The sequence below is a fragment of the Kitasatospora sp. NPDC057738 genome (genome assembly GCF_042798815.1).
Classification (GTDB): Bacteria; Actinomycetota; Actinomycetes; order Streptomycetales; family Streptomycetaceae; genus Kitasatospora; species Kitasatospora lactacystinica.
Map to the genome: position 1 here is coordinate 35,440 of NZ_JBHVJT010000055.1, position 19,365 is coordinate 54,804.

At 73.4% G+C, this 19,365-nt stretch carries 21 protein-coding genes; 15 read left to right on the top strand and 6 right to left on the bottom strand.

Annotated features, from left to right (window positions below):
• Window positions 1–379 precede the first annotated feature (379 nt).
• From ACFVGO_RS27000 to ACFVGO_RS27015, 4 genes are all read left to right on the top strand, one after another.
• Window positions 380–718, top strand: coding sequence for a hypothetical protein (locus tag ACFVGO_RS27000; RefSeq protein ID WP_359914041.1), 339 nt, complete (start codon window positions 380–382; stop codon window positions 716–718).
• 200 nt (window positions 719–918) lie between these two features.
• On the top strand, window positions 919–2,217 hold the full coding sequence (locus tag ACFVGO_RS27005; RefSeq protein WP_359914038.1) for an Ig-like domain-containing protein: 1,299 nt from the start codon (window positions 919–921) through the stop codon (window positions 2,215–2,217).
• Window positions 2,218–2,311: 94 nt separating this feature from the next.
• Window positions 2,312–2,863, top strand: a complete 552-nt coding sequence (locus tag ACFVGO_RS27010) for a SigE family RNA polymerase sigma factor (RefSeq protein ID WP_359914035.1) — start codon at window positions 2,312–2,314, stop codon at window positions 2,861–2,863.
• Window positions 2,860–3,645, top strand: a complete 786-nt coding sequence (locus ACFVGO_RS27015; protein WP_359914032.1) for a hypothetical protein — start codon at window positions 2,860–2,862, stop codon at window positions 3,643–3,645. Before ACFVGO_RS27010 ends, ACFVGO_RS27015 begins: the two co-directional genes overlap by 4 nt.
• Before the next feature lie 10 nt (window positions 3,646–3,655).
• Here ACFVGO_RS27015 and ACFVGO_RS27020 read toward each other — a convergent pair whose 3' ends face one another.
• On the bottom strand, window positions 3,656–4,018 hold the full coding sequence (locus ACFVGO_RS27020; protein ID WP_380634530.1) for a cupin domain-containing protein: 363 nt from the start codon (window positions 4,016–4,018) through the stop codon (window positions 3,656–3,658).
• A gap of 172 nt (window positions 4,019–4,190) precedes the next feature.
• Window positions 4,191–4,856 carry a peptide-methionine (S)-S-oxide reductase MsrA gene (gene msrA, locus ACFVGO_RS27025; protein WP_380634532.1) on the bottom strand — a complete coding sequence of 222 codons (666 nt, stop codon included), beginning with the start codon at window positions 4,854–4,856 and terminating at the stop codon, window positions 4,191–4,193.
• Window positions 4,857–5,118: 262 nt separating this feature from the next.
• Between msrA and ACFVGO_RS27030 the strand changes: the two genes are divergently transcribed.
• Complete coding sequence (locus tag ACFVGO_RS27030) at window positions 5,119–6,273, top strand: cystathionine gamma-synthase (protein ID WP_359914023.1); 1,155 nt, start codon at window positions 5,119–5,121, stop codon at window positions 6,271–6,273.
• 33 nt (window positions 6,274–6,306) lie between these two features.
• Here the strand turns inward: ACFVGO_RS27030 and ACFVGO_RS27035 are convergent, their stop codons facing one another.
• A complete protein-coding gene (locus ACFVGO_RS27035; RefSeq protein ID WP_359914020.1) occupies window positions 6,307–6,789 on the bottom strand; it encodes a MarR family transcriptional regulator in 483 nt (160 codons plus the stop codon).
• Window positions 6,790–6,911: 122 nt separating this feature from the next.
• Here ACFVGO_RS27035 and ilvA point away from each other — a divergent pair, with 122 nt between their 5' ends.
• From ilvA to ACFVGO_RS27050, 3 genes are all read left to right on the top strand, one after another.
• The gene (gene ilvA / locus ACFVGO_RS27040) at window positions 6,912–8,123 is read left to right on the top strand and encodes a threonine ammonia-lyase (RefSeq protein ID WP_359914017.1); all 1,212 of its coding nucleotides are present in this window, start codon (window positions 6,912–6,914) and stop codon (window positions 8,121–8,123) included.
• Between the two features lie 153 nt (window positions 8,124–8,276).
• Complete coding sequence (locus ACFVGO_RS27045; protein WP_359914015.1) at window positions 8,277–9,320, top strand: ATP-binding cassette domain-containing protein; 1,044 nt, start codon at window positions 8,277–8,279, stop codon at window positions 9,318–9,320.
• A gap of 1 nt (window position 9,321) precedes the next feature.
• Window positions 9,322–10,179, top strand: coding sequence for an ABC transporter permease (locus ACFVGO_RS27050; RefSeq protein ID WP_359914012.1), 858 nt, complete (start codon window positions 9,322–9,324; stop codon window positions 10,177–10,179).
• A gap of 35 nt (window positions 10,180–10,214) precedes the next feature.
• Here ACFVGO_RS27050 and greA read toward each other — a convergent pair whose 3' ends face one another.
• A complete protein-coding gene (gene greA / locus ACFVGO_RS27055; protein ID WP_359899456.1) occupies window positions 10,215–10,715 on the bottom strand; it encodes a transcription elongation factor GreA in 501 nt (166 codons plus the stop codon).
• Window positions 10,716–11,024: 309 nt separating this feature from the next.
• On the bottom strand, window positions 11,025–11,438 hold the full coding sequence (locus tag ACFVGO_RS27060) for a DUF4307 domain-containing protein (RefSeq protein ID WP_359899458.1): 414 nt from the start codon (window positions 11,436–11,438) through the stop codon (window positions 11,025–11,027).
• Window positions 11,439–11,674: 236 nt separating this feature from the next.
• Here ACFVGO_RS27060 and mca point away from each other — a divergent pair, with 236 nt between their 5' ends.
• From mca to ACFVGO_RS27080, 4 genes are all read left to right on the top strand, one after another.
• Window positions 11,675–12,580: a mycothiol conjugate amidase Mca gene (gene mca, locus ACFVGO_RS27065; protein ID WP_359899460.1), complete on the top strand. Its 906-nt coding sequence runs from the start codon at window positions 11,675–11,677 to the stop codon at window positions 12,578–12,580.
• Window positions 12,581–12,629: 49 nt separating this feature from the next.
• A complete protein-coding gene (locus tag ACFVGO_RS27070; RefSeq protein ID WP_359899461.1) occupies window positions 12,630–12,821 on the top strand; it encodes a hypothetical protein in 192 nt (63 codons plus the stop codon).
• Between the two features lie 78 nt (window positions 12,822–12,899).
• Window positions 12,900–14,270, top strand: coding sequence for a sensor histidine kinase (locus tag ACFVGO_RS27075; protein WP_380634537.1), 1,371 nt, complete (start codon window positions 12,900–12,902; stop codon window positions 14,268–14,270).
• A 252-nt stretch (window positions 14,271–14,522) separates the two neighbouring features.
• A complete protein-coding gene (locus ACFVGO_RS27080) occupies window positions 14,523–15,503 on the top strand; it encodes an ArsR/SmtB family transcription factor (RefSeq protein ID WP_380355654.1) in 981 nt (326 codons plus the stop codon).
• 38 nt (window positions 15,504–15,541) lie between these two features.
• On the opposite strand, the gene ACFVGO_RS27085 is transcribed toward ACFVGO_RS27080, so the two are convergent.
• Window positions 15,542–16,189: a response regulator transcription factor gene (locus ACFVGO_RS27085; protein ID WP_359899467.1), complete on the bottom strand. Its 648-nt coding sequence runs from the start codon at window positions 16,187–16,189 to the stop codon at window positions 15,542–15,544.
• A 214-nt stretch (window positions 16,190–16,403) separates the two neighbouring features.
• Here ACFVGO_RS27085 and lanKC point away from each other — a divergent pair, with 214 nt between their 5' ends.
• The 3 genes from lanKC to ACFVGO_RS27100 all read left to right on the top strand — a co-directional run bounded on the left by lanKC (window position 16,404) and on the right by ACFVGO_RS27100 (window position 19,343).
• Complete coding sequence (gene lanKC / locus ACFVGO_RS27090; RefSeq protein WP_380634540.1) at window positions 16,404–18,971, top strand: class III lanthionine synthetase LanKC; 2,568 nt, start codon at window positions 16,404–16,406, stop codon at window positions 18,969–18,971.
• A 5-nt stretch (window positions 18,972–18,976) separates the two neighbouring features.
• A complete protein-coding gene (locus ACFVGO_RS27095) occupies window positions 18,977–19,063 on the top strand; it encodes a class III lanthipeptide (RefSeq protein ID WP_359899585.1) in 87 nt (28 codons plus the stop codon).
• A gap of 190 nt (window positions 19,064–19,253) precedes the next feature.
• Complete coding sequence (locus tag ACFVGO_RS27100; RefSeq protein ID WP_198959315.1) at window positions 19,254–19,343, top strand: class III lanthipeptide; 90 nt, start codon at window positions 19,254–19,256, stop codon at window positions 19,341–19,343.
• Window positions 19,344–19,365: the final 22 nt, after the last annotated feature.

The window sequence follows — 19,365 nt, forward strand, 5'->3', positions numbered from 1 at the left end:
TGGTCAACGGCAGGACGCCGAGTGAGGCGACGGCAACCGTCCGGGAGCGGCTCCCCGGCGACCGCGGTCGGCTCCGGACACATCGGGTGGCCCTGACCCGGCCGCTGTGTCCTCCGCCGCGGGAGGCGCCGTCGTCCCGCCCCTGCCCGGCTCCGGCCGGCTGACAGGGTGCGGCGGCTCCCGCGGCAGCACCGCGCCGCACGGCGCGTGTCCCCGTGGCTCCCGGGTGGGGGAGCCCAGGCGGGGCAACGGTGGGGCCGGTCCTTCTCCGAGGGGCCGGCCCCTTCCGTTCGCGCTGTTCGCGCCGGGCGCGCGGGGTGTGCTCCGGGCGGCCGCCCGTGCTCCGCGCCGGGCGCGGCCGTCCCGTACGCTCGCACGCATGACCAGCACTGAAACGACCGACCAGGATGCCCCGCGCTACGTCCGGGTGAAGATCGAGCTCATCGCGGAGATCACCGACGAGGGCGCGCTGAAGGCCGCCGCCCTGGAGGCGGTCACCGCGGACGAGTACCTCGACGACGAGGAGCGCGCCCAGTCCGTCGAGGCCATCGAGGTGGACCCGTCGGGTTCGCTCGCCCACTTCATCGACCCCGTCGCGCTGCTCGGCGACGTGCCCGGCGTGGAGCTCGCCTCGGCGACCTGGGAGTCGGCGCAGACCGAGTTCGACCCGGACGACGAGGAGTGGGACGAGTACCAGGTGGAGGGGTCCGCCGAGTAGGACGGAACCACCGGGTGACGGTGCTCGCCGTCACCGCAAGTGAACGCCCGGTCCGCTCCGCGGGCCGGGCGTTTCGTCCCTGTTCGTCGGGAAGTTGGGTCATCTCATACGATCGCTTACCCTTCGGTGATGGAACCGTGAACGGGCGTATTGCGTTTCTGTATCCGTAATGCCCGGGATGATCAGCAGGGAGACGCGACGTGACGGCACGGGACGGTCAGGGGCGGGTGGCCGGAAGCAACTGGAGCCGACGCGGGGTCCTCGCGGGACTGATCGGCGCGCCCGTCCTGCTGCTGGCGGCCTGCAACGACAACAGCGGCGGCAGCGGTAACGGCGGTGGCGCCAACGGCAACGGCGGCGGCAGCGGCTCCGGCGGAGCGAACGGCACCCCGGCCGGTGGCGGTGCGAGCAGCGCCCCGAAGACCTCGGCCGCGGTCATCACCGTCGCCCCGGCCGACGGCGCCGCCTCCGCGAGCTTCAGCGAGCCGGTCAAGGTCACCGTCGCCAACGGCACCCTGAGCAGCGTCAAGGTGACCGACAGCACCGGCAAGGAGCTGGCCGGCCAGCTCTCCGCCGACGGCACCGGCTGGACCTCGGCCGCCGCCCCCGCCAGCGGCACCAAGTACACCGTCGCCGCCACCGCCCTCGACAAGGACAAGCTGGAGGCGGACTCCAACGCCGTCTTCACCACGGCGACCCCGGCCAACACCTTCGTGGGCTACTTCACCCCCGAGGACGGCTCCACCGTCGGCGTCGGCATGCCGGTCTCGATCAACTTCAGCAAGCCGGTCACCGACCGCAAGGCCGTCCAGCAGGCGATCACGGTGATAGCCGAGCCGGGCGTCGAGATCGTCGGCCACTGGTTCTCCAGCACCCGCCTCGACTTCCGGCCGCAGGAGTACTGGGCCAAGGGCACCAAGGTCACCCTCAAGCTCCGGCTCAAGGACGTCGAGGGCGCCAAGGGCGTCTACGGCACCCAGTCCAAGGACGTGAGCTTCACCATCGGCCGCGCCCAGACCAGCGTCGCCGACCTCGCCACCAAGAAGCTCACCGTCACCACCGACGGCCAGGTCAGCGCGGTCTACAAGATCTCCGGCGGCTCGCCCGAGCACACCACCTGGGGCGGCAAGATGGTGATCTCCGAGCAGTACACCCAGACCCGGATGAACTCGCAGACGGTCAACCTGGGCAGCGAGTACGACATCGCGGACGTGCCGCACGCCCAGCGCCTCAGCACCTCGGGCACCTTCATCCACGGCAACTACTGGTCCTCGCCGTCGATCTTCGGCGGGCAGAACACCAGCCACGGCTGCATCGGCCTGCGGGACGCCCAGGGCGCCCAGGACACCGGTACGGACGGCTTCAAGTTCTACAAGTCCTCGATGGTCGGCGACGTGGTCGAGGTCGTGAACTCCGGCGACAAGACGGTCGCCCCGGACAACGGCCTGAACGGCTGGAACATGGGCTGGGCCGCCTGGAAGGCCGGCAGCGCCGTCTGACCCGGCACCGCCGTCTGACCCGGCACCGCACCCCGGCCGGAAAAACTTCCCGGGCGGACCGAACCTCGCGGTCCGCCCGAGGAGTAGGACGGGTGTGAAACGCGAGCAGAGGCAGCGACAGGACGACGAGTTCAGCGCGTTCGTCGCCGGGAGCGGCCGCCAACTGCTGCGGCTGGCCGAGCTGCTGACCGGAGACCCGGACCGGGCCAAGGACATCGTGCAGTCGGCGCTGGAACGCGCCTACCTGCACTGGCACCGGATCACCGGCGACGACCCCACCGCGTACGTCCGCAGGATCGTGGTGAACCAGCACCGCGACTGGTGGCGCCGGCTGCGCAACCACGAGCTGCCCATCGAACGCGTCCCCGACCGGCCGCTCGCCGACGACCTCGCCGAACGGCAGGCCGAACGGGCCGTGCTGCGCCAGGCGCTGGGCACGCTCACCCGCCGGGAGCGGACGGTCGTCGTGCTGCGGTACTACGGAGACCTCACCGAGGCCGCCATCGCGGCCGAACTGGGCATCGCCCCGGGCACGGTGAAGAGCACGCTGCACCGGGCGATGTCGAAGCTGCGCGCACTGCCCGAACTCGCCGACCGCTCCGGCGTGGCGGTGGGTCCCACGACGCACATCGAGGTGACGGTATGAGCTTCGAGCGCCGGATCGGCGAACTGCTCAAGGACGAGGACCCCTACGCGGTCGGGCCGGACCCGGTGGTGATCATCGCGGGCGCCCGACGCCGCCGGGCCAGGCGCAGGGCCGGGACCGGGGCCGCCGTGGTCGCGGTGGCCGTGGTCTGCGGGGTGACGGCGGTGACGGCCGGGAACGCCCGGCACGCCGGGCGGATCGCGGGCGAGGCCGGGGCGGCGATGGCGCCCTCGGCGGCGACGGTCGCGGGGGCGCCCGCGGTCCCGGTGCCCACCGCACTGACGCCGACCGGGCTGCCGTTGTCGCCGGTGAAGCGGGTCGCGGCGAAGGAGAAGGTCGAGGTGGTCCCCGGGATCCGGCTGTCGGTGACCCCGACCCAGGACTGCCAGGACACCGTCGAACCGGCGACCGGCACCTACGGGCGCACGGCGTGCACCGACGTCCTCTCCGCCCCCGGCATGCCGTTCGACCGGCCCGGCATCACCCTGGCCTACAACGAGACGGCCGACCGCCTCGTCGTGCACAGCTACTACCGGGGGCCGACCCCGGCCCGGATCGTCCTCTTCGTGGGCGGCAGGCCCACCGTCGCCACCCTGCTCACCACCCCGGGCATGCAGGGCTGGATCTCCTACTACGGCGACCTGCCGCGGGCAGACCTCCGGACGGGGAGGATGCAGGCCGTCCCGGCCGTCGGGGCCTACGACGCCGCCGGGAAGCTCCTGGCGGGAAGCCCCGGCCAGGCGGCGGACGGGGCCTCGGAGAAGCCGCCCGCCATGCTCTGAGGCGTTCCGTTCACCGCTTCGCGTAGTCCGCGAAGCCCTGCCAGTCGACGATCACGCAGGCCTCCGGGCCCACCGTCCAGGCGTCGTGCCCGGGCGGACAGAGCATGAAGTCGCCGGGGCCGACCTCGAATCCCCGGCCGTCGTCCATGACGATCTTCATCCGGCCGGAGACCACGTACCCGGCGTGGGAGGCCTGGCAGCTGTCGGTTCCGGCGATCGGCTTCACGTGCTTGGACCACTGCCAACCCGGTTCGAACACGGCCCGGCCCACCGGGCCGCCGTCCAGGTTGACCAGCCGCAGCTCCCCCGTGCCCTCCTCGAAGGGACGGACTTCCTCGGGATCGTCGAAGTTCCGCTGGTAGAGACCGGACATGGCGCACTCCTCTCGCACGAGGACGGCCCGGCCACCAGCGGGTGGCCGGGCCGGCCCTGCTGGCCCTTCCAGTCTGCGCCCCGATCGGGGATCGCTCACGTTGAGTGGCCGCGCCCGGGCCCGCCCCGGGCCGCTCCGAGCCCGCCCCCGGGCCTTCCCGGCGCCCGGGAGGTCAGCCCCGGGTGCGGGCCACGCCGATCGGGCAGGAGGCCCCGGTGCCGCCGAGACCGCAGTAGCCGCTGGGGTTCTTGGCCTCCGACAGGTACTGCTGGTGGTACGGCTCGGCGGGGTGGAACGGGCCCGCCGGGGCGATCTCGGTGGTGATCGGGCCGTAACCGAGCGCGGTCAGCGAGGGCTGGAACGCGTCCCGGGTGGCCGCCGCGGTCTCGGCCTGGGCCGGGGAGTGGGTGTAGACGGCGGAGCGGTACTGGGTGCCCACGTCGTTGCCCTGGCGGTTGCCCTGGGTCGGGTCGTGCGCCTCCCAGAAGGTCTTCAGCAGGCGCTCGTAGGTGATCACCGCCGGGTCGTACACCACCCGGACCGCCTCGGTGTGCCCGGTCAGCCCGCTGCACACCTCCTCGTACGTCGGGTTGGGGGTGTGGCCGCCCTGGTAGCCGACCAGCGTCGTCCAGACGCCGGGGAGCTGCCAGAAGACGCGTTCGGCGCCCCAGAAGCAGCCGAGCCCGAAGTCGGCCACCTCCAGGCCGTCCGGGTACGGGCCGGACAGCGGGTGCCCGAGCACGGTGTGCGGCTCGGTCAGGGTGAAGGCCGGGGTCGGCCGGCCGGGCAGCGCCTGGTCGGCGGGGACGAGCGAGGTCTTGTGGCGGTTGAACAGCACGGCCTGCTCCAGCGGGTCGGGGATCCTGGCACGGTGTGCAACGCGAACGGCCGCCCCCGGATTCCGGGAGGGGTCGTCGCGGCCGTCGGCGGCGGCCGGTCGGGCCCGGCGCTGAACGCGTGTTCGACCGATGGGGTCGCGGTGGCCGAAGGGGCCCGCGCGCCGCGCTTGCGGCCCGCCGTACCCCCGCTCCCACCTGCGGGTTCGTCCCGATCGTCGGTTCGTGCGGGCTCGACGGCATTCGCACACTAGGCTCGGACCCATGACCGAGCACCAGCTTCCTCAGGGCTTCGAGACCCTCGCCATCCACGCGGGTCAGGAGGCAGACCCCCAGACCGGGGCCGTCGTCACGCCGATCTACCAGGTGTCCACCTACAAGCAGGACGGGGTGGGCGGCCTGCGGGGCGGCTACGAGTACAGCCGCAGCGCCAACCCGACCCGTACCGCGCTGGAGGAGTGCCTCGCGGCGCTGGAGGGCGGCGCCCGCGGCCTCGCCTTCGCCTCCGGCCTGGCCGCCGAGGACACCCTGCTGCGCAGCATCCTCAAGCCGGGCGACCACATCGTGATCCCCAACGACGCCTACGGCGGCACCTTCCGGCTGTTCGCCAAGGTGCTGACCCGCTGGGGCGTCGAGTTCTCCGTGGCCAACACCCAGGACCTGGCCACCGTCCGCGAGGCGATCCGCCCCAACACCCGCGCGGTGTGGGTGGAGACCCCGTCCAACCCGCTGCTGGGCATCACCGACCTGGCCGCGCTCGCCGAGGTCGCCCACGGCGCCGGTGCGCTGCTGGTGGTCGACAACACCTTCGCCAGCCCGTACCTCCAGCAGCCGATCGCGCTCGGCGCGGACGCCGTGGTGCACTCCACCACCAAGTACATGGGCGGCCACTCGGACGTGGTCGGCGGTGCGCTGGTGCTGGCCGACGCGGGCCTCGGCGAGGAGGTGGCGTACCACCAGAACGCGATGGGCGCCGTCTCCGGCCCGTTCGACGCCTGGCTGGTGCTGCGCGGCATCAAGACGCTGGGCGTCCGGATGGACCGGCACAGTGCCAACGCGGAGAAGGTCGCCGAGCTGCTGGCGAGCCACCCGAAGGTCAGCCAGGTGCTCTACCCGGGCCTGCCCGAGCACCCCGGCCACGACATCGCGGCCAAGCAGATGAAGGCCTTCGGCGGCATGGTCTCGTTCCGGGTCGCCGGCGGCGAGGAGGCGGCCGTCGAGGTCTGCAACCGCGCGCAGCTGTTCACCCTCGGCGAGTCGCTCGGCGGCGTCGAGTCGCTGATCGAGCACCCCGGCCGGATGACCCACGCCTCGGTGGCGGGCTCGGCACTGGAGGTGCCGTCCGACCTGGTGCGCGTCTCGGTCGGCATCGAGTCGATCGACGACCTGCTGGCCGACCTCAAGCAGGCGCTGGGCTGAGGCGGTAGGGGCCCCGCGGCCCCTCGTCGCCGCTCACTGCCCCTGCTGGTCCGCCGTGTACGTCTCCATCGCGAGGTTGAAGCGGGCCAGCAGGGCGCAGAACGCGTGCTGCTCCTCCGGTGGCCAGTCGGCCACCAGGCGGCGGGTCAACTCGGCCCGGCCGTCCCGGACTTCGGTGAGCCGGCCGACGCCGTGCGAGGTCAGCGCGAGCCGTACGGCACGGCGGTCGGCCGGGTCCTGCACCCGGCCGACCAGCCCGGCCGCGACCAGCGGGGCGACCTGGCGGGTCACCGTGGAGGAGTCCACGCCCAGGGCCTCGGCCAGGGCCTTGACGTTGGCCGGCCCGTGCCGCTCCAGCCGGTCGAGCAGCAGATAGGCGGCCCGGTCCAGCGCCCCGACCCCGCCGCCGGAGGTCCGGACCTGCTCCATCCGGCGCGCGAACACCGCGAGCTGGTACTGGAGTCGGGCGTGCACGGGGTCGATGCGGTCGGTGGCCTGGGGCGAGGTCGTCGTCATCGCGGCTCACGATCGTCGTGCGGTGAGGGAGGCTCAGAAGCAGCAGAGTACGCGGGCCGGGCGGGCCCGGGAACAGGCCCGACATCCCGGATTGCCGCCGCCCCCACCCGTAGTCTGGCGCCATGCACACCTGGCCGATCACCCTCGACGACGTCCGCGGTGCCCAGAAGATGCTCGCCGGGGTCGCGCGGGTGACCCCGATGGAGGGCAGTCGGTACCTCTCCGGGCTGATCGGCGCGCCGGTCCACCTGAAGTGCGAGAACCTCCAGCGCACCGGGTCCTTCAAACTGCGCGGGGCGTACGTGCGGATCGCGGGACTCTCGCCGGTGCAGCGGGCCGGCGGGGTGGTGGCGGCGAGCGCCGGGAACCACGCCCAGGGGGTGGCGCTGGCGGCCGCGCTGCTGGGCGTGCGCTCCACGGTGTTCATGCCGGTGGCCGCGCCGCTGCCGAAGGTCGCGGCGACCCGCGAGTACGGCGCCGAGGTGCGGCTGCACGGCGCCACCGTGGACGAGGCACTGCAGGCCGCGCAGCGGTACGCGGAGGCGACCGGCGCGGTGTTCATCCACCCCTTCGACCACTGGGACGTGGTCACCGGGCAGGCGACCGTCGGCCTGGAGATCCTGGAGCAGTGCCCGGAGGTGCGGACCGTCCTGGTCGGGGTGGGCGGCGGCGGGCTGCTGGCCGGGATCGCGGCGGCGGTCAAGCCGCTGCGGCCGGACGTGCGGGTGGTCGGGGTGCAGGCGGCCGGTGCGGCCGCGTACCCGCCCTCGCTGGCGGCCGGGCGGCCGGTGTCGCTGGAGCACTTCGCCACCATGGCGGACGGGATCATGGTCGGGCGCCCCGGTGACATCCCGTTCGAGGTGGTCAACACGCTGGCGGACGGCATCCGTACGGTCTCCGAGGACGCGCTGTCGCGGGCGCTGCTGCTCGGGCTGGAGCGGCTGAAGCTGGTGGTGGAGCCGGCCGGGGCGGCGCCGATCGCGGCGCTGCTGGAGCAGCCGGACTCCTTCGAGGGCCCGGTGGTGGCGGTGCTGTCCGGTGGCAACATCGACCCCCAGCTGATGCAGCGGGTGCTGCGGCACGGGCTGGCGGCGGCCGGGCGCTACCTGTCGCTGCGGGTGCGACTGGCGGACCGGCCGGGCGCGCTGGCGGACCTGCTGTCGGTGCTGACCAGGGTGGACGCCAACGTGCTGGACGTGGCGCACGTGCGGATCGACCCGCGGCTGGGGCTGACCGAGGTCGAGGTGGACCTGCACCTGGAGACCAAGGGACCGGAGCACTGCGCGCTGGTGGTCGGGGAGTTGCGGGACGCGGGGTACGTGGTCTCCCGCTGAGCCCCCTCCCTTGACGCGATATATCGCGTACTGGGAGACTCGCGATACATCGCGTTCTGGCCCCGCGGGCCGAGAATCGGGTCGCCCGTGCGCCCAATATCAGGGCAAAGTGGGACAGATCGCCCCATATGTTCGAGGAGATGAGGCAAGGCCATGGCGCCAGCCATCCAAGCCGAGAACCTGGTGAAGACCTTCGGCGACGTACGAGCCCTGGACGGCGTCAGCCTCGACGTCCCCGAGGGCACGGTGCTCGGGCTGCTCGGCCCGAACGGCGCCGGGAAGACCACCACCGTGCGGGTCCTCACCACCCTGCTCCGCCCCGACTCCGGCCGCGCGGTGGTCGCCGGGGTCGACGTGCTCAAGCACCCCAACCGGGTCCGCAGCCTGATCGGCCTGTCCGGCCAGTACGCGGCGGTCGACGAGTACCTGACCGGCTTCGAGAACCTCACCATGGTCGGTGAGCTCTACCAGATGAGCAACCGTGCCGCGAAGGCCCGGGCGCTGGAGCTGCTGGAGTGGTTCAACCTCACCGCGGCCAAGGACCGCACCGCCAAGACCTACTCCGGCGGCATGCGCCGGCGCCTGGACCTCGCCGCCGCGCTGGTCGTCCGGCCGCCGGTGATGTTCCTGGACGAGCCGACCACCGGCCTCGACCCGCGCAACCGGCTCGCGCTCTGGGAGGTCATCGAGACGCTGGTCGAGCAGGGCACCACACTGCTGCTCACCACCCAGTACCTGGAGGAGGCCGACCGGCTCGCCCACGACATCGCGGTGGTCGACCAGGGCCGGGTGATCGCCCGCGGCACCGCCGACCAGCTCAAGGCGCAGATCGGCGGCGAGCGGATCGAGGTCGTGGTGCACGAGCCCGGCCGGGTCGCCGACGCGGTCGCCGCGCTGTCCGGCTACGCGCTGAACGAGCCGACGGTGGAGCGGAACACCCGCCGGATCACCGCGCCGGTCACCGGCGGGGCCCGGGTGCTCGCCGACGTGATCCGCGAACTGGACTCCCGCGGGATCGAGATGGACGACATCGGCCTGCGCCGCCCGACCCTGGACGACGTCTTCCTCACCCTCACCGGCCACGTCGCCGAGGAGCGCCCCGAGGAGGAGAACGGTGCCGGCCGCAAGGCGCGCGGCCGGGGCAAGGGCGGCCCGGGGTCGGACAAGCAGGCCGTCGCGGCCGGGAAGGAGAGCTGAGATGAGCAGCGCCACCGAGCACGCCATCGGCCCGGCGATGCCCAGGCAGCGCCGGGGGGCCGCCGCCGCCCTGCACGACTCCTGGGTGGTCGCCAAGCGCAACCTGCGCCGGATGACCCGCATTCCGGAGATCGTGGTCTTCGGGCTGATGCAGCCGGTCATGTTCGTGCTGCTGTTCTCGTACGTGATGGGCGGGGCGATCAGGATCCCCGGCACGAACTCCGGCTCGGACACGTACATCCAGTTCCTGATGGCCGGCATCTTCGCCCAGACCGTCACCTTCGCCGTCGCCGGTGCCTCGGCGGGCATCGCGGAGGACATGAGCAAGGGGCTGGTGGACCGGTTCCGCTCGCTGCCGATGGCCCGTTCTGCGGTGCTGGTCGGCCGCACCCTCGCGGACCTGTGCCAGACCGCGTTCATCCTGGTCGTGCTGGCGATGGTCGCGCTGCTGGTCGGGTGGCGGATCCACGACGGCCTGCTCAACGCGCTCGCCGCGTTCGGTCTGCTGCTCCTGCTCGGCTACGCCTTCTCCTGGATCGGCGCGCTGATCGGCCTGTCGGTGCGCAGCCCCGAGGCGGCCACCTCGGCCGGGCTGATCTGGCTGTTCCCGCTGACCTTCGTGTCCAACGCCTTCGTGCCGGTCACCTCGATGCCGGAGTGGCTCCAGCCGGTCGCGTACTGGAACCCGTTCAGCGCCACCGTGCAGGCCTGCCGGGTGCTGTTCGGCAACCAGGTCGGGCCGGTGGACAGCGCCTGGCCGATGCAGCACGCGGCGCTGGTGTCGGTGCTGTGGTCGATCGTGATCACCGCGGTGTTCTCCTGGCTGTCGGTGCGCAAGTACCGCTCCTCGACCGCCTGACCGGGCGCCGCCCGGAACACCGGAGGGCGGCCGGATCAGCCGGCGTGCGGCACGACCTTGACGATCTTCACCATGGCCGGCTTGCCGTTCGGCAGCTCGTAGGTGGCCTCGTCGCCGATCCGCTTGCCGTCGATGGCGCGGCCCAGCGGGGACTGCGGGGAGTAGACGTCCAGGTCGTCGGCGCCCGCGACCTCGCGGGAGGCCAGCAGGAACTCCATGAGGTCGTCCGCGTCGCCGTCGAAGGCGACCGTGACGACCATGCCCGGGGCCACCACGCCCGAGTCGGCCGGCGCCTCGCCGACCTTGGCCCGCTCCAGCAGCTGGGTCAGCTGACGGATGCGCAGCTCGTACTTCCCCTGCTCCTCCTTCGCCGCGTGGTAACCGGCGTTCTCCTTGAGGTCGCCCTCCTCGCGCGCCGCCTCGATCTTCTGGGCGATCTCGATGCGCCAGGGCCCGGTCAGGTGTTCCAGCTCGGCCTTGAGCTGGTCGTAGCCGGCCTGAGTGAGCCAGGTCACGTTCTCGCTGGTCTGGGTCACGGGTGCTCCTCGTAGGTGCTGGGGGCTGTGCTGAGGGTGTGAGTCGTCAGCAGGGGTCGGTGGTGATATCGGTCTCAACTACAAAGCAACGCCCGCTCCCGTACCATCCGGTGCGGAAGGGGCGAAACCACGAGACTAACAAGTCCTGCTGACAAGCGGGAGGGGCGTTTGCGCGCCATTGACGGCGGCGTTACGCCCTGGTGTACGGCAGTGGTGTGCGGGACCCTCTACGGATGCCCGCTCCCCGGATCGAATATGCGCGCTACCGGGGGCGGGTGCGCCGCCCGGGGCGCGCGTTGCCCGGGCGCGCTACTTGGCCGGGGTGCAGCCCAGCAGCTCCGCGGTGGTGCCGCGCGCGGTGGTGCGCAGGGTGACCACCGCGTCGTAGCTGGAGCCGGCCGCCGGGACCGGGAAGTCGGCGACCCCGACCACCGCGTGGTCGTCGGACTGCGAGCGGACCGTGCAGGTACCGGCCTGCCCGTCGCCCTTGCGCACGGTGAGGTGCAGCTGGACCTCGGAGTCGGAGAGCACCTGGAAGGTCGGCACCGAGCCGTTGATCTTCGACTCGCGCAGCAGGTAGGAGCCGCCCAGCCAGGCGATCAGGCCCAGGCCGAGCACGCCGCAGACCGCGCCGATCACCTTGAGGCGGCGGTCCGAGTCGCGGTCGCCGCCGCGGCCGTAGCGCCCCTCGGGCAGACCGGTGGCGGTGGTGTCTGCACTCATCGGACTCCGTCCTCTCCTGGGGGCGCGGGGTGGTGCGGGGGAATGCGACGCTCCTCCAGTCCGTCACTATAGGAGGGGCACGCCCGCGGCCGGTCCGGCGGGGGCAGGGCTCGGCCGCGCCGGTGACGTTCCGCGGCCCGGCCCCGCGGCGACGCGGTCCCGGAGTGAGCGGTTCGAACGGTGGGCAGACCCGGACTTCGCGGAACGCCCGACGAGTGTGGAAGGAACGCAAGGCGTTGACTGAGCAGTTGCGACTGATGGCGGTGCACGCCCACCCGGACGACGAGTCCAGCAAGGGCGCGGCCACCATGGCCATGTACGTCGAGCAGGGCGTGGACGTGCTGGTGGCCACCTGCACGGGGGGCGAGCGCGGGTCGGTCCTCAACCCCAAGCTCCAGGGGGACCCGTACATCGAGGAGAACATCCACGAGGTGCGCCGCAAGGAGATGGACGAGGCGCGGGCGATCCTCGGCGTCGGGCAGGCCTGGCTGGGCTTCGTGGACTCCGGCCTGCCCGAGGGGGACCCGCTGCCCCCGCTGCCCGAGGGCTGCTTCGCCCTCCAGGACGTCAAGGAGGCGGCGGAGCCGCTGGTCCGGCTGATCCGCGAGTTCAAGCCGCAGGTCATCACGACCTACGACGAGAACGGCGGCTACCCGCACCCGGACCACATCATGACCCACAAGATCACCATGCTGGCGTTCGACGCCGCGGGTGACCCGGACGCCTACCCGGAGGCCGGCGAGCCCTGGCAGCCGCTCAAGCTGTACTACAACCACGGCTTCCCGATGGGCCGCATCCGGGCCCTGCACGAGTACCTCACCGAGCACGGCCACGAGTCGCCGTACGGCGAGTGGATCGCGGGCTGGGAGAAGAGCGGCCGCAAGGAGCGCGAGATCACCACCCGGGTCCGCTGCGACGACTGGTTCGAGACCCGCGACCGCGCGCTGATCGCCCACGCGACCCAGATCGACCCGGACGGCCCGTGGTTCCGCGTCCCGCTGGAGGTCCAGCGCGAGGTCTGGCCCACCGAGGACTACGAGCTCGCCCGTACCCTGGTCGACGTGGACCTGCCGGAGGACGACCTGTTCACCGGCCTGCGCACCCCCACCCTGGCGGCCGAGGCCGCCGACACGCGCGACTGAACCACCCCCCGACGGCCCGGCTCCGCGTGAGCCGGGCCACCATAGAGATATGAGCGCCTCCGTGAACCTCATCAACATCGCCGCTGACCTCGCCGTCGACGACGCCAAGGTCACCCCCGGCCTGCTCGGCTTCCTCGTCTTCGCGGCCCTCGGCGTCGCGACCTGGTTCCTGGCCAAGTCGATGAACCGGCAGTTCAAGAAGGTCGACTTCGTCGAGCAGCCGGAGGCGCCGAAGGAGTGAGCCGTCGGCCGGTCCCGCGGGACCGGCCTTCGGTGAAGCCGCCCTGGCGGGCCGTCGGGCTTCGTAGGATCCCGAACCATGACGTGGTCGTGGCACACCGTGGTGCGCAGGGCGGGGTACGGAACGGCGGCGGCGGGGGTGCTGGCGGCCGCGGTCGCGGGGTTGGGGAACCCGGGGCCGCTGATCGTCCTCTCCGGCGCGGTGGCGGTGGTGGCCGGGCTGTTCCCGGTGCTCTGGGCCCCGGGGCGGGTCGGCGCGGTGGGCCCTTCGGTGCTGGCCGCCTGCGCGGTGTCGCTGCTGGTGACGGCCGGCTACCGCGGGCCGGTGTTCGGCAGCATCGAGTCCTGGTGGTTGCTGGAGACCGTCGCGCTGCTCGCGCCGGTCGTCCCCGCGGTGCGCAGGCCCCCGGCGGCGGCCGCCTTCGGCTACGGCGCGCTGCTGGTCGCGGCGGTGGCGCTGATACCGCTGCGGATCGGGGTCTGGGCCGAACCGCCGGCCCCGCCCGCGGTGACCACCAAACTCTGCCTGATCTCGGCGCTGCTGGCCTGCGCGGTGGTCGGGGTCGGCTGCTACCTGCGCTCGATGGACACCCGGGCCCGGGCGGCGGTGGTGGCCGAGCGGCGGGCGCAGCGCCTGGACCTGGCCCGCGACCTGCACGACTTCGCCGCGCACGACGTCACCGGGGTGGTGGTGCTGGCCCAGGCCGCGCAGGTGCTGGCCCAGCAGGACCCCCAGCGGGTGGTCGAGCTGCTCGCCGGGATCGAGGCGGCCGGCCGGCAGGCGCTGGTCACCATGGACCGGACCGTGCAGGTCTTCGCGGCGGACGACGCCGATCCGGAGCCGCGCGGGCGGTCCGGGGCGGAGGCGGCGGCGGACCGGGGGGCGGCCCCGGGAGCCGGACGGGGCGCGGGGCGGGCGGCGGCGGGCGGGCCCGGTGCGCGCACCCTGCGCCGCGACCTGAGCGAACTGCCCGCGCTGGCCGAGCGGTTCACCCGCAGCGGTTCCGCGCGGGTGCGGCTGGAGGCCCCCACGGAGGCCGAACTGGCGGCGGTGCCGGCGGCGATCAGCGGGCTCGGCTACCGGCTGGTGGTGGAGGCGCTGACCAATGTCCGCCGGCACGCGCCCGAGGCCCGGGAGGTGGCGATCGAGGTCGGCCCGGACCGGTGCGGCGAGCGGCCGGCGTTGCGCGTCACGGTCACCGACGACGGGGTGCCGGGCGGGGCGGGGGACTCCGGCGGTGCGGGCGGTGGTGATGGCGCGGGCGGTAGCGGCGGTGCGGGCGGCGCGCTGGGCGGGGCCGAGCGGGAGGGCGGCGGCTTCGGCCTCGCGGGCCTGCGGGAACGGGTGGAGGCGGCCGGCGGTGAGCTGACGGCCGGACCGGGGCCGGAGGGCGGCTGGCGGGTCGGCGCGGTGCTGCCGACGGAGGGTGTGGCGGGCCTCGGGGGCTGACCGGGCGGGGCGGTTCCGTCGGTCCCGGCCGGACGGCTGATTCGAGCCTGCCGACGGGTCCATCCAGGCCATTCGGCACATCCGGCGGCGGCCGATTCGGTGTTCCGAACGATCAAATGGGCCGATCGGCCGATGGCGACGTGCCTCGTGGGCGGGCAAGGATGTCGGTGCGGCGATCAGGGCGCGGGGTTCCCCTGGGCCGTCCCGACGCAAGAATCCCGAGCGGGGGAACAGCCTGTGATTCGCATTGCGATGTCTGCCGAGGATCTGGCTCGTGTACGAATTGCTGGAAATGTCGACCAGGAGATGGAGGCGGTGCTGGCACTGGAGGCGTGGCGGAGCGGCGGGGAATTCTTCCGCCCCTGGCAGCGGGCCGTCCGCGGGCAGTTGGCGCGGCAGCCGGTGCTGGCCGAGCGGCTGCGGCGCCTTTCGGGAGCCAACGGTGGTTTCCGGGACGTACTGCGGGTGTGGGCGAATGGCCGGATCGTGTCGTCCGGCCGCGGCGCCGGGCCGGTGGTCCAGCGGGCCGATGTGGCCGCGGCGGTCCGCGAGTTCCACCGGGTGGCGCTGGAGCCCTGCTGGGCGGACGTCCGGTCCCGGCTGGAGGCGGAGCGCGACGTCCGCCGCCAGATCGCCGGCCGCGGCGGGGTGGACGCGCTGCTCGGCACGCTGCACCCGCAGATCCGCTGGGCCGCCCCGGTGCTGGAGATCCCCGCCGAGCGGGACGTCGAACTCGCCCTCGACGGGCGGGGGTTGCGGCTGGTGCCGTCGCTCTTCCTGCAGGGCGCCGGAGTGGTGCTCCGGCCCCGGCGCGGGGAGCCCGAGGAGGCCCCGACGCTGCTCTTCGCGATGCGTCCAGACCGGATCGGCCTTCCCGTGCCCGCGGGTGCGCCGGACGCGGCGCGGTGCGCGCGCCGGGGCGGGGACGAGCCGCTGGCCGCCCTGGTCGGCCGGACCAGGGCCGCGGCCCTCCACGCCGTGCTGGACGGCTGTACCACCGGCGAGCTGGCGGGGCGGCTGGGCGTGACCGCCTCGGCGGTCAGCCAGCACACCTCCGTGCTGAGGGCGGCCGGGCTGATCGACACCCGGCGCTGCGGCAACGGCGTGCTGCACACCGTCACCCCGCTGGGGCGGGCGCTGCTGCGCGGCGAGGCCCCGTCGGGCAGGGAGGGCCGGCCCCTCGGCGGCGCGGCCCCGCGGTGGGTCGAGGGCCGTCGGCGGGCGCTGCGATGAGGAGCCCGGGCCGTGCGGCCGGTCGCGGGCGGGCCGGCTCAGCCGCGCTCGGTCAGGCCCGACTCCCAGGCCCAGGTGGCGATGCCCACCCGGTTGCGGGCCTTCAACTTGCGCTGGAGGTTGGCCAGATGGGTCTTGACGGTGCTCAGCGAGATGAACAGCTCGGCGCCGATGTCGGAGTTGGTCAGCCCCTCGGCGACCAGGACGGCGATCTCCTCCTCGCGGCCGGTCAGCGGCTCGACGGGGGAGCGGTCGACCCGGCGCGGGCCGGTGAAGTGGTGCAGCAGGCGGGTGGTGATCTGCGGGCTGATCAGCGAGTCGCCGACCACGGCCGAGCGGATCGCCTCGGCGAGCAGCGCGGGCCCCGAGTGCTTGAGCAGGAAGCCGCAGGCGCCGTTGCGCAGCGCGGTGTGCACGTACTCGTCGAGGTCGAAGGTGGTCACCACCACGACCTTCACCTCGGGGGTGATGCCGGTCAGCCGGCGGGTGACCTCCAGCCCGTCCAGCTCCGGCATCCGGATGTCGACCAGCAGGACGTCCGGCCGCAGGGTGCGGACGGCCTCCAGGGCCTCCAGGCCGTCCGCGGCCTCGGCCACGACCTCCATGTCGGGCTGGGCCGCCAGGATGTGCCGGAACCCCTGGCGGACGCTCGCCTGGTCGTCGGCGATCACGACACGCGTCTTCATGGCGTCATGATCGCACGGGCTTTCGGCGCCCCCGAAGTGAAGGCCGGGATTCCGCCTGGTATGCGTCGGATTCAGTTCCCGCTTAACACTGTTGTCACATGACGGGGCGTCCGGGAAGGATGGTTCCTGTCGGAACGGGGCACCGAGGCTTCGAAAGTTCCGGCGAAAACCGGAATTCGGTTCAGCGGATATTCGAAAGGGGGCGGAGGGCGAAGTGGACGCGAAATACGAGTCGTATGCGATAGCCGACCCGGTGTGGTACGACGCCCTGGAGCGGTGTGACGACCGGGACTCCCGGTTCGCTCCGGGCGGGGGCCTGCTGCCCGAGGGCTGGCGCGGCCGCACCCAGGGGGTGTGGGAGGTGCTGGCACCGCCCGGCGGCCCCCGGCTGCCGGAGCAGGGCTGGAAGGTCCACGTCAGCGCCACGCCCGAATCCGCCGAGGAGACGATCGAGACGGCCTGGCGGGTCTGCCGCCGGCTCGGGCTGCCCTGGAAGTACCTGCGCAGCCGGCTGGTGGTCGCGGTGACGAACGCCAAGTACGCCGACCGGTCCGCCAGCGGCAAGGTCGTCACCGTCTACCCGCGGACGGCCGCGGAGCTGGAGACCGTCCTCGCCGAGCTGGACGAGGCGCTGGGCGGCCGCCCCGGTCCGTACGTCCTGTCCGACCTGCGGTGGAACCAGGGCCCGGTGTCGGTGCGCTACGGAGGCTTCGCCCTGATGTGGTGCGAGCTGCCGGACGGCACCAGGGTGCCCGCGGTGGAGGACCCGGACGGCCGGCTGGTGCCGGACGCCCGGCGCCCGCGCTTCACCGTCCCGGAGTGGGCCTCCACCCCGGACTTCCTGGCCGAGCGGATCGCCGCGGCCGCCGCCGACGCGGGAGCCAGCCTCGGCCGCTACCGGGTCGTCAAGGCGCTGCACTTCTCCAACGCCGGCGGGGTCTACCTCGCCGAGGACGAGGACGGCCGACAGGTCGTCATCAAGGAGGCCCGTCCGCACGCCGGACTGGACGCCTCGGAGACGGACGCGGTGGCCCGGCTGCTGGTCGAGCGGGACGTCCTGGAGCGGATCGGCCACCTGCCGTTCGTGCCGGAGCTGTACGAGTACTTCACCAGCTGGGAGCACCACTACCTGGTGATGGAGTACATCCCCGGCGAGTCCTTCAGCGCCTGGCTGGGCCGGGAGTACCCGCTCACCCGGCACCGCCCGGACGCCCGGACGCTGGCCGACTTCGCGGGGCTCGCGGTCACCCGGCTCGCGCTGGTCGAGGAGTGCGTCGCGGCACTGCACCGGGAGGGGGTGGCGTTCGGGGACCTCCACCACCGCAACATCATGATCCGTCCGGACGGCACCGTCGCCCTGGTCGACTTCGAACTCTCGACGCCGCTCGACACCCCGCGCCGGCGCACCCTCGGCGCCCCCGGCTTCACCGACCCGGCGATCACCGACGCCCGCGAGGCCGACCTGTTCGCGCTCGGCTGCTGCCAGCTCGCCGCCTTCGTCTCGCTGACCGCGCTCACCCGGCGCAACCCGGCCGTCGTCGGCGGGTTGCTGGAGCTCGTCGCGGAGTCCTTCCCGACGGTGCCCGCCGGCTTCGCCGAACGGATGACGGAGCGGCTCGCCCTCTCCCCGGCGCTGCGGCCCCACCTCGGGGCCCGGCCCGCGGCCGGGCCCCGGGCGGAGCTCACCGCCGCGGCCCTGCTGCGCGGCATCGACGGGGCGGCGACGCCCGGGCGGGAGGACCGCCTCCATCCCGGCGACGTGGCCGGGCTGCGCCCCGGCGGAGCGCTCGGGCTGGCGTACGGATCCTCCGGCGTGCTGCTCGCCCGGCACCTGGCCGGGGCCGCACCGGACGAGGAGCAACTGGACTGGCTCGCCGCCGTCGTACGGCGCGCCCCGGCGGACACGCCCGCCGGGCTGTACGACGGACTGGCCGGAGCCGGCTGGCTGTTCCACCGGCTCGGGCACCCGGACGCCCCGAACGTGGTGGACCGGCTGCTGGCCGGCCCGTTGCCCTCCTCGCTCGGCCTGTACGGCGGCCTGACGGGCGTCGCCCAGCTGCTGCTGGAGGCCGGCGCGACGGACGAGGCGCTCGCCCTGGCCGCCAAGGCCGCCGGGCGGATCGGCGAGGCCGGGCTGCTGGACCGGCCGGGGCTGCTGCGCGGCTGGTCCGGGCCGGCGGTGCTGTTCGCCCGCTGCGCCCGCCTCACCGGCGACACGGCCTGGGCGGAGGCCGCCGAACGCGCCGTCCGCTGCGACCTGCGGCACGGCCGGCTGGTCGACGACATGCTGCAGACGTACAGCTCGGGCCGGCTGCTGCCGTACCTGGCGGAGGGCTCGGCCGGAGTGGCGCTCGCCGTCCTGGCCCTGCCCGACGCGCAGGCCGAAGCCCTCGGCGCCGAGCGGGTGCTGGAGGCCGCGGCCCGGGCCGGCGCGGTCCGGGTGGTCGTCCAGGGCGGGCTGTTCAACGGCCGCGCCGGGCTCGCCTACACCCTGTTCCAGGTCGCCGCCCGCCTGCCGCACTGGCAGGCCGAGGCGGAGGACCAACTCCGGCTGGTGGAGCTGCACCTGGCCCCCCACCAGGACGGCAGCGTCCTGCACGGGGACCAGCTGATCCGGCTCTCCACCGACCTGGCCACCGGCTCCGCCGGCGCCCTGCTGGCGCTGGCCGCCGCCAAGAGCCCCGGGCAGTGCCTGCTCCCCGGCGCCCACCCCGTTCACGGGTGGACGCCGGAGCCGGCCGAGCCCGGTACCACGTCCCGGCGAGATGACGAGGGGAGGTGACTGACATGGCCGACATCCTGGCGCTTCAGGAGCTCGACGAGGAGATCGTCGTCGACGCCCCGTTCAGCTCGATCAGCGCGTTCAGCTGCTGATTCCCGTGGCCCGGTGCCACGTCCCGGCGAGATGGCGAGGGGAGGTGACTGACATGGCCGACATCCTGGCGCTTCAGGAGCTCGACGAGGAGATCGTCGTCGACGCCCCGTTCAGCTCGCTCAGCTACTGGAGCTGCTGATCCCGGCACCTCGGTGTCGTGTTCCGGCGAGATGGCGAGGGGAGGTGACTTTGATGGCCGACATTCTGGCGCTTCAGGAGCTCGACGAGGAGATCGTCGTCGACGCCCCGTTCAGCTCGCTCAGCTACTGGAGCTGCTGATCCCGGCACCTCGGTGTCGTGT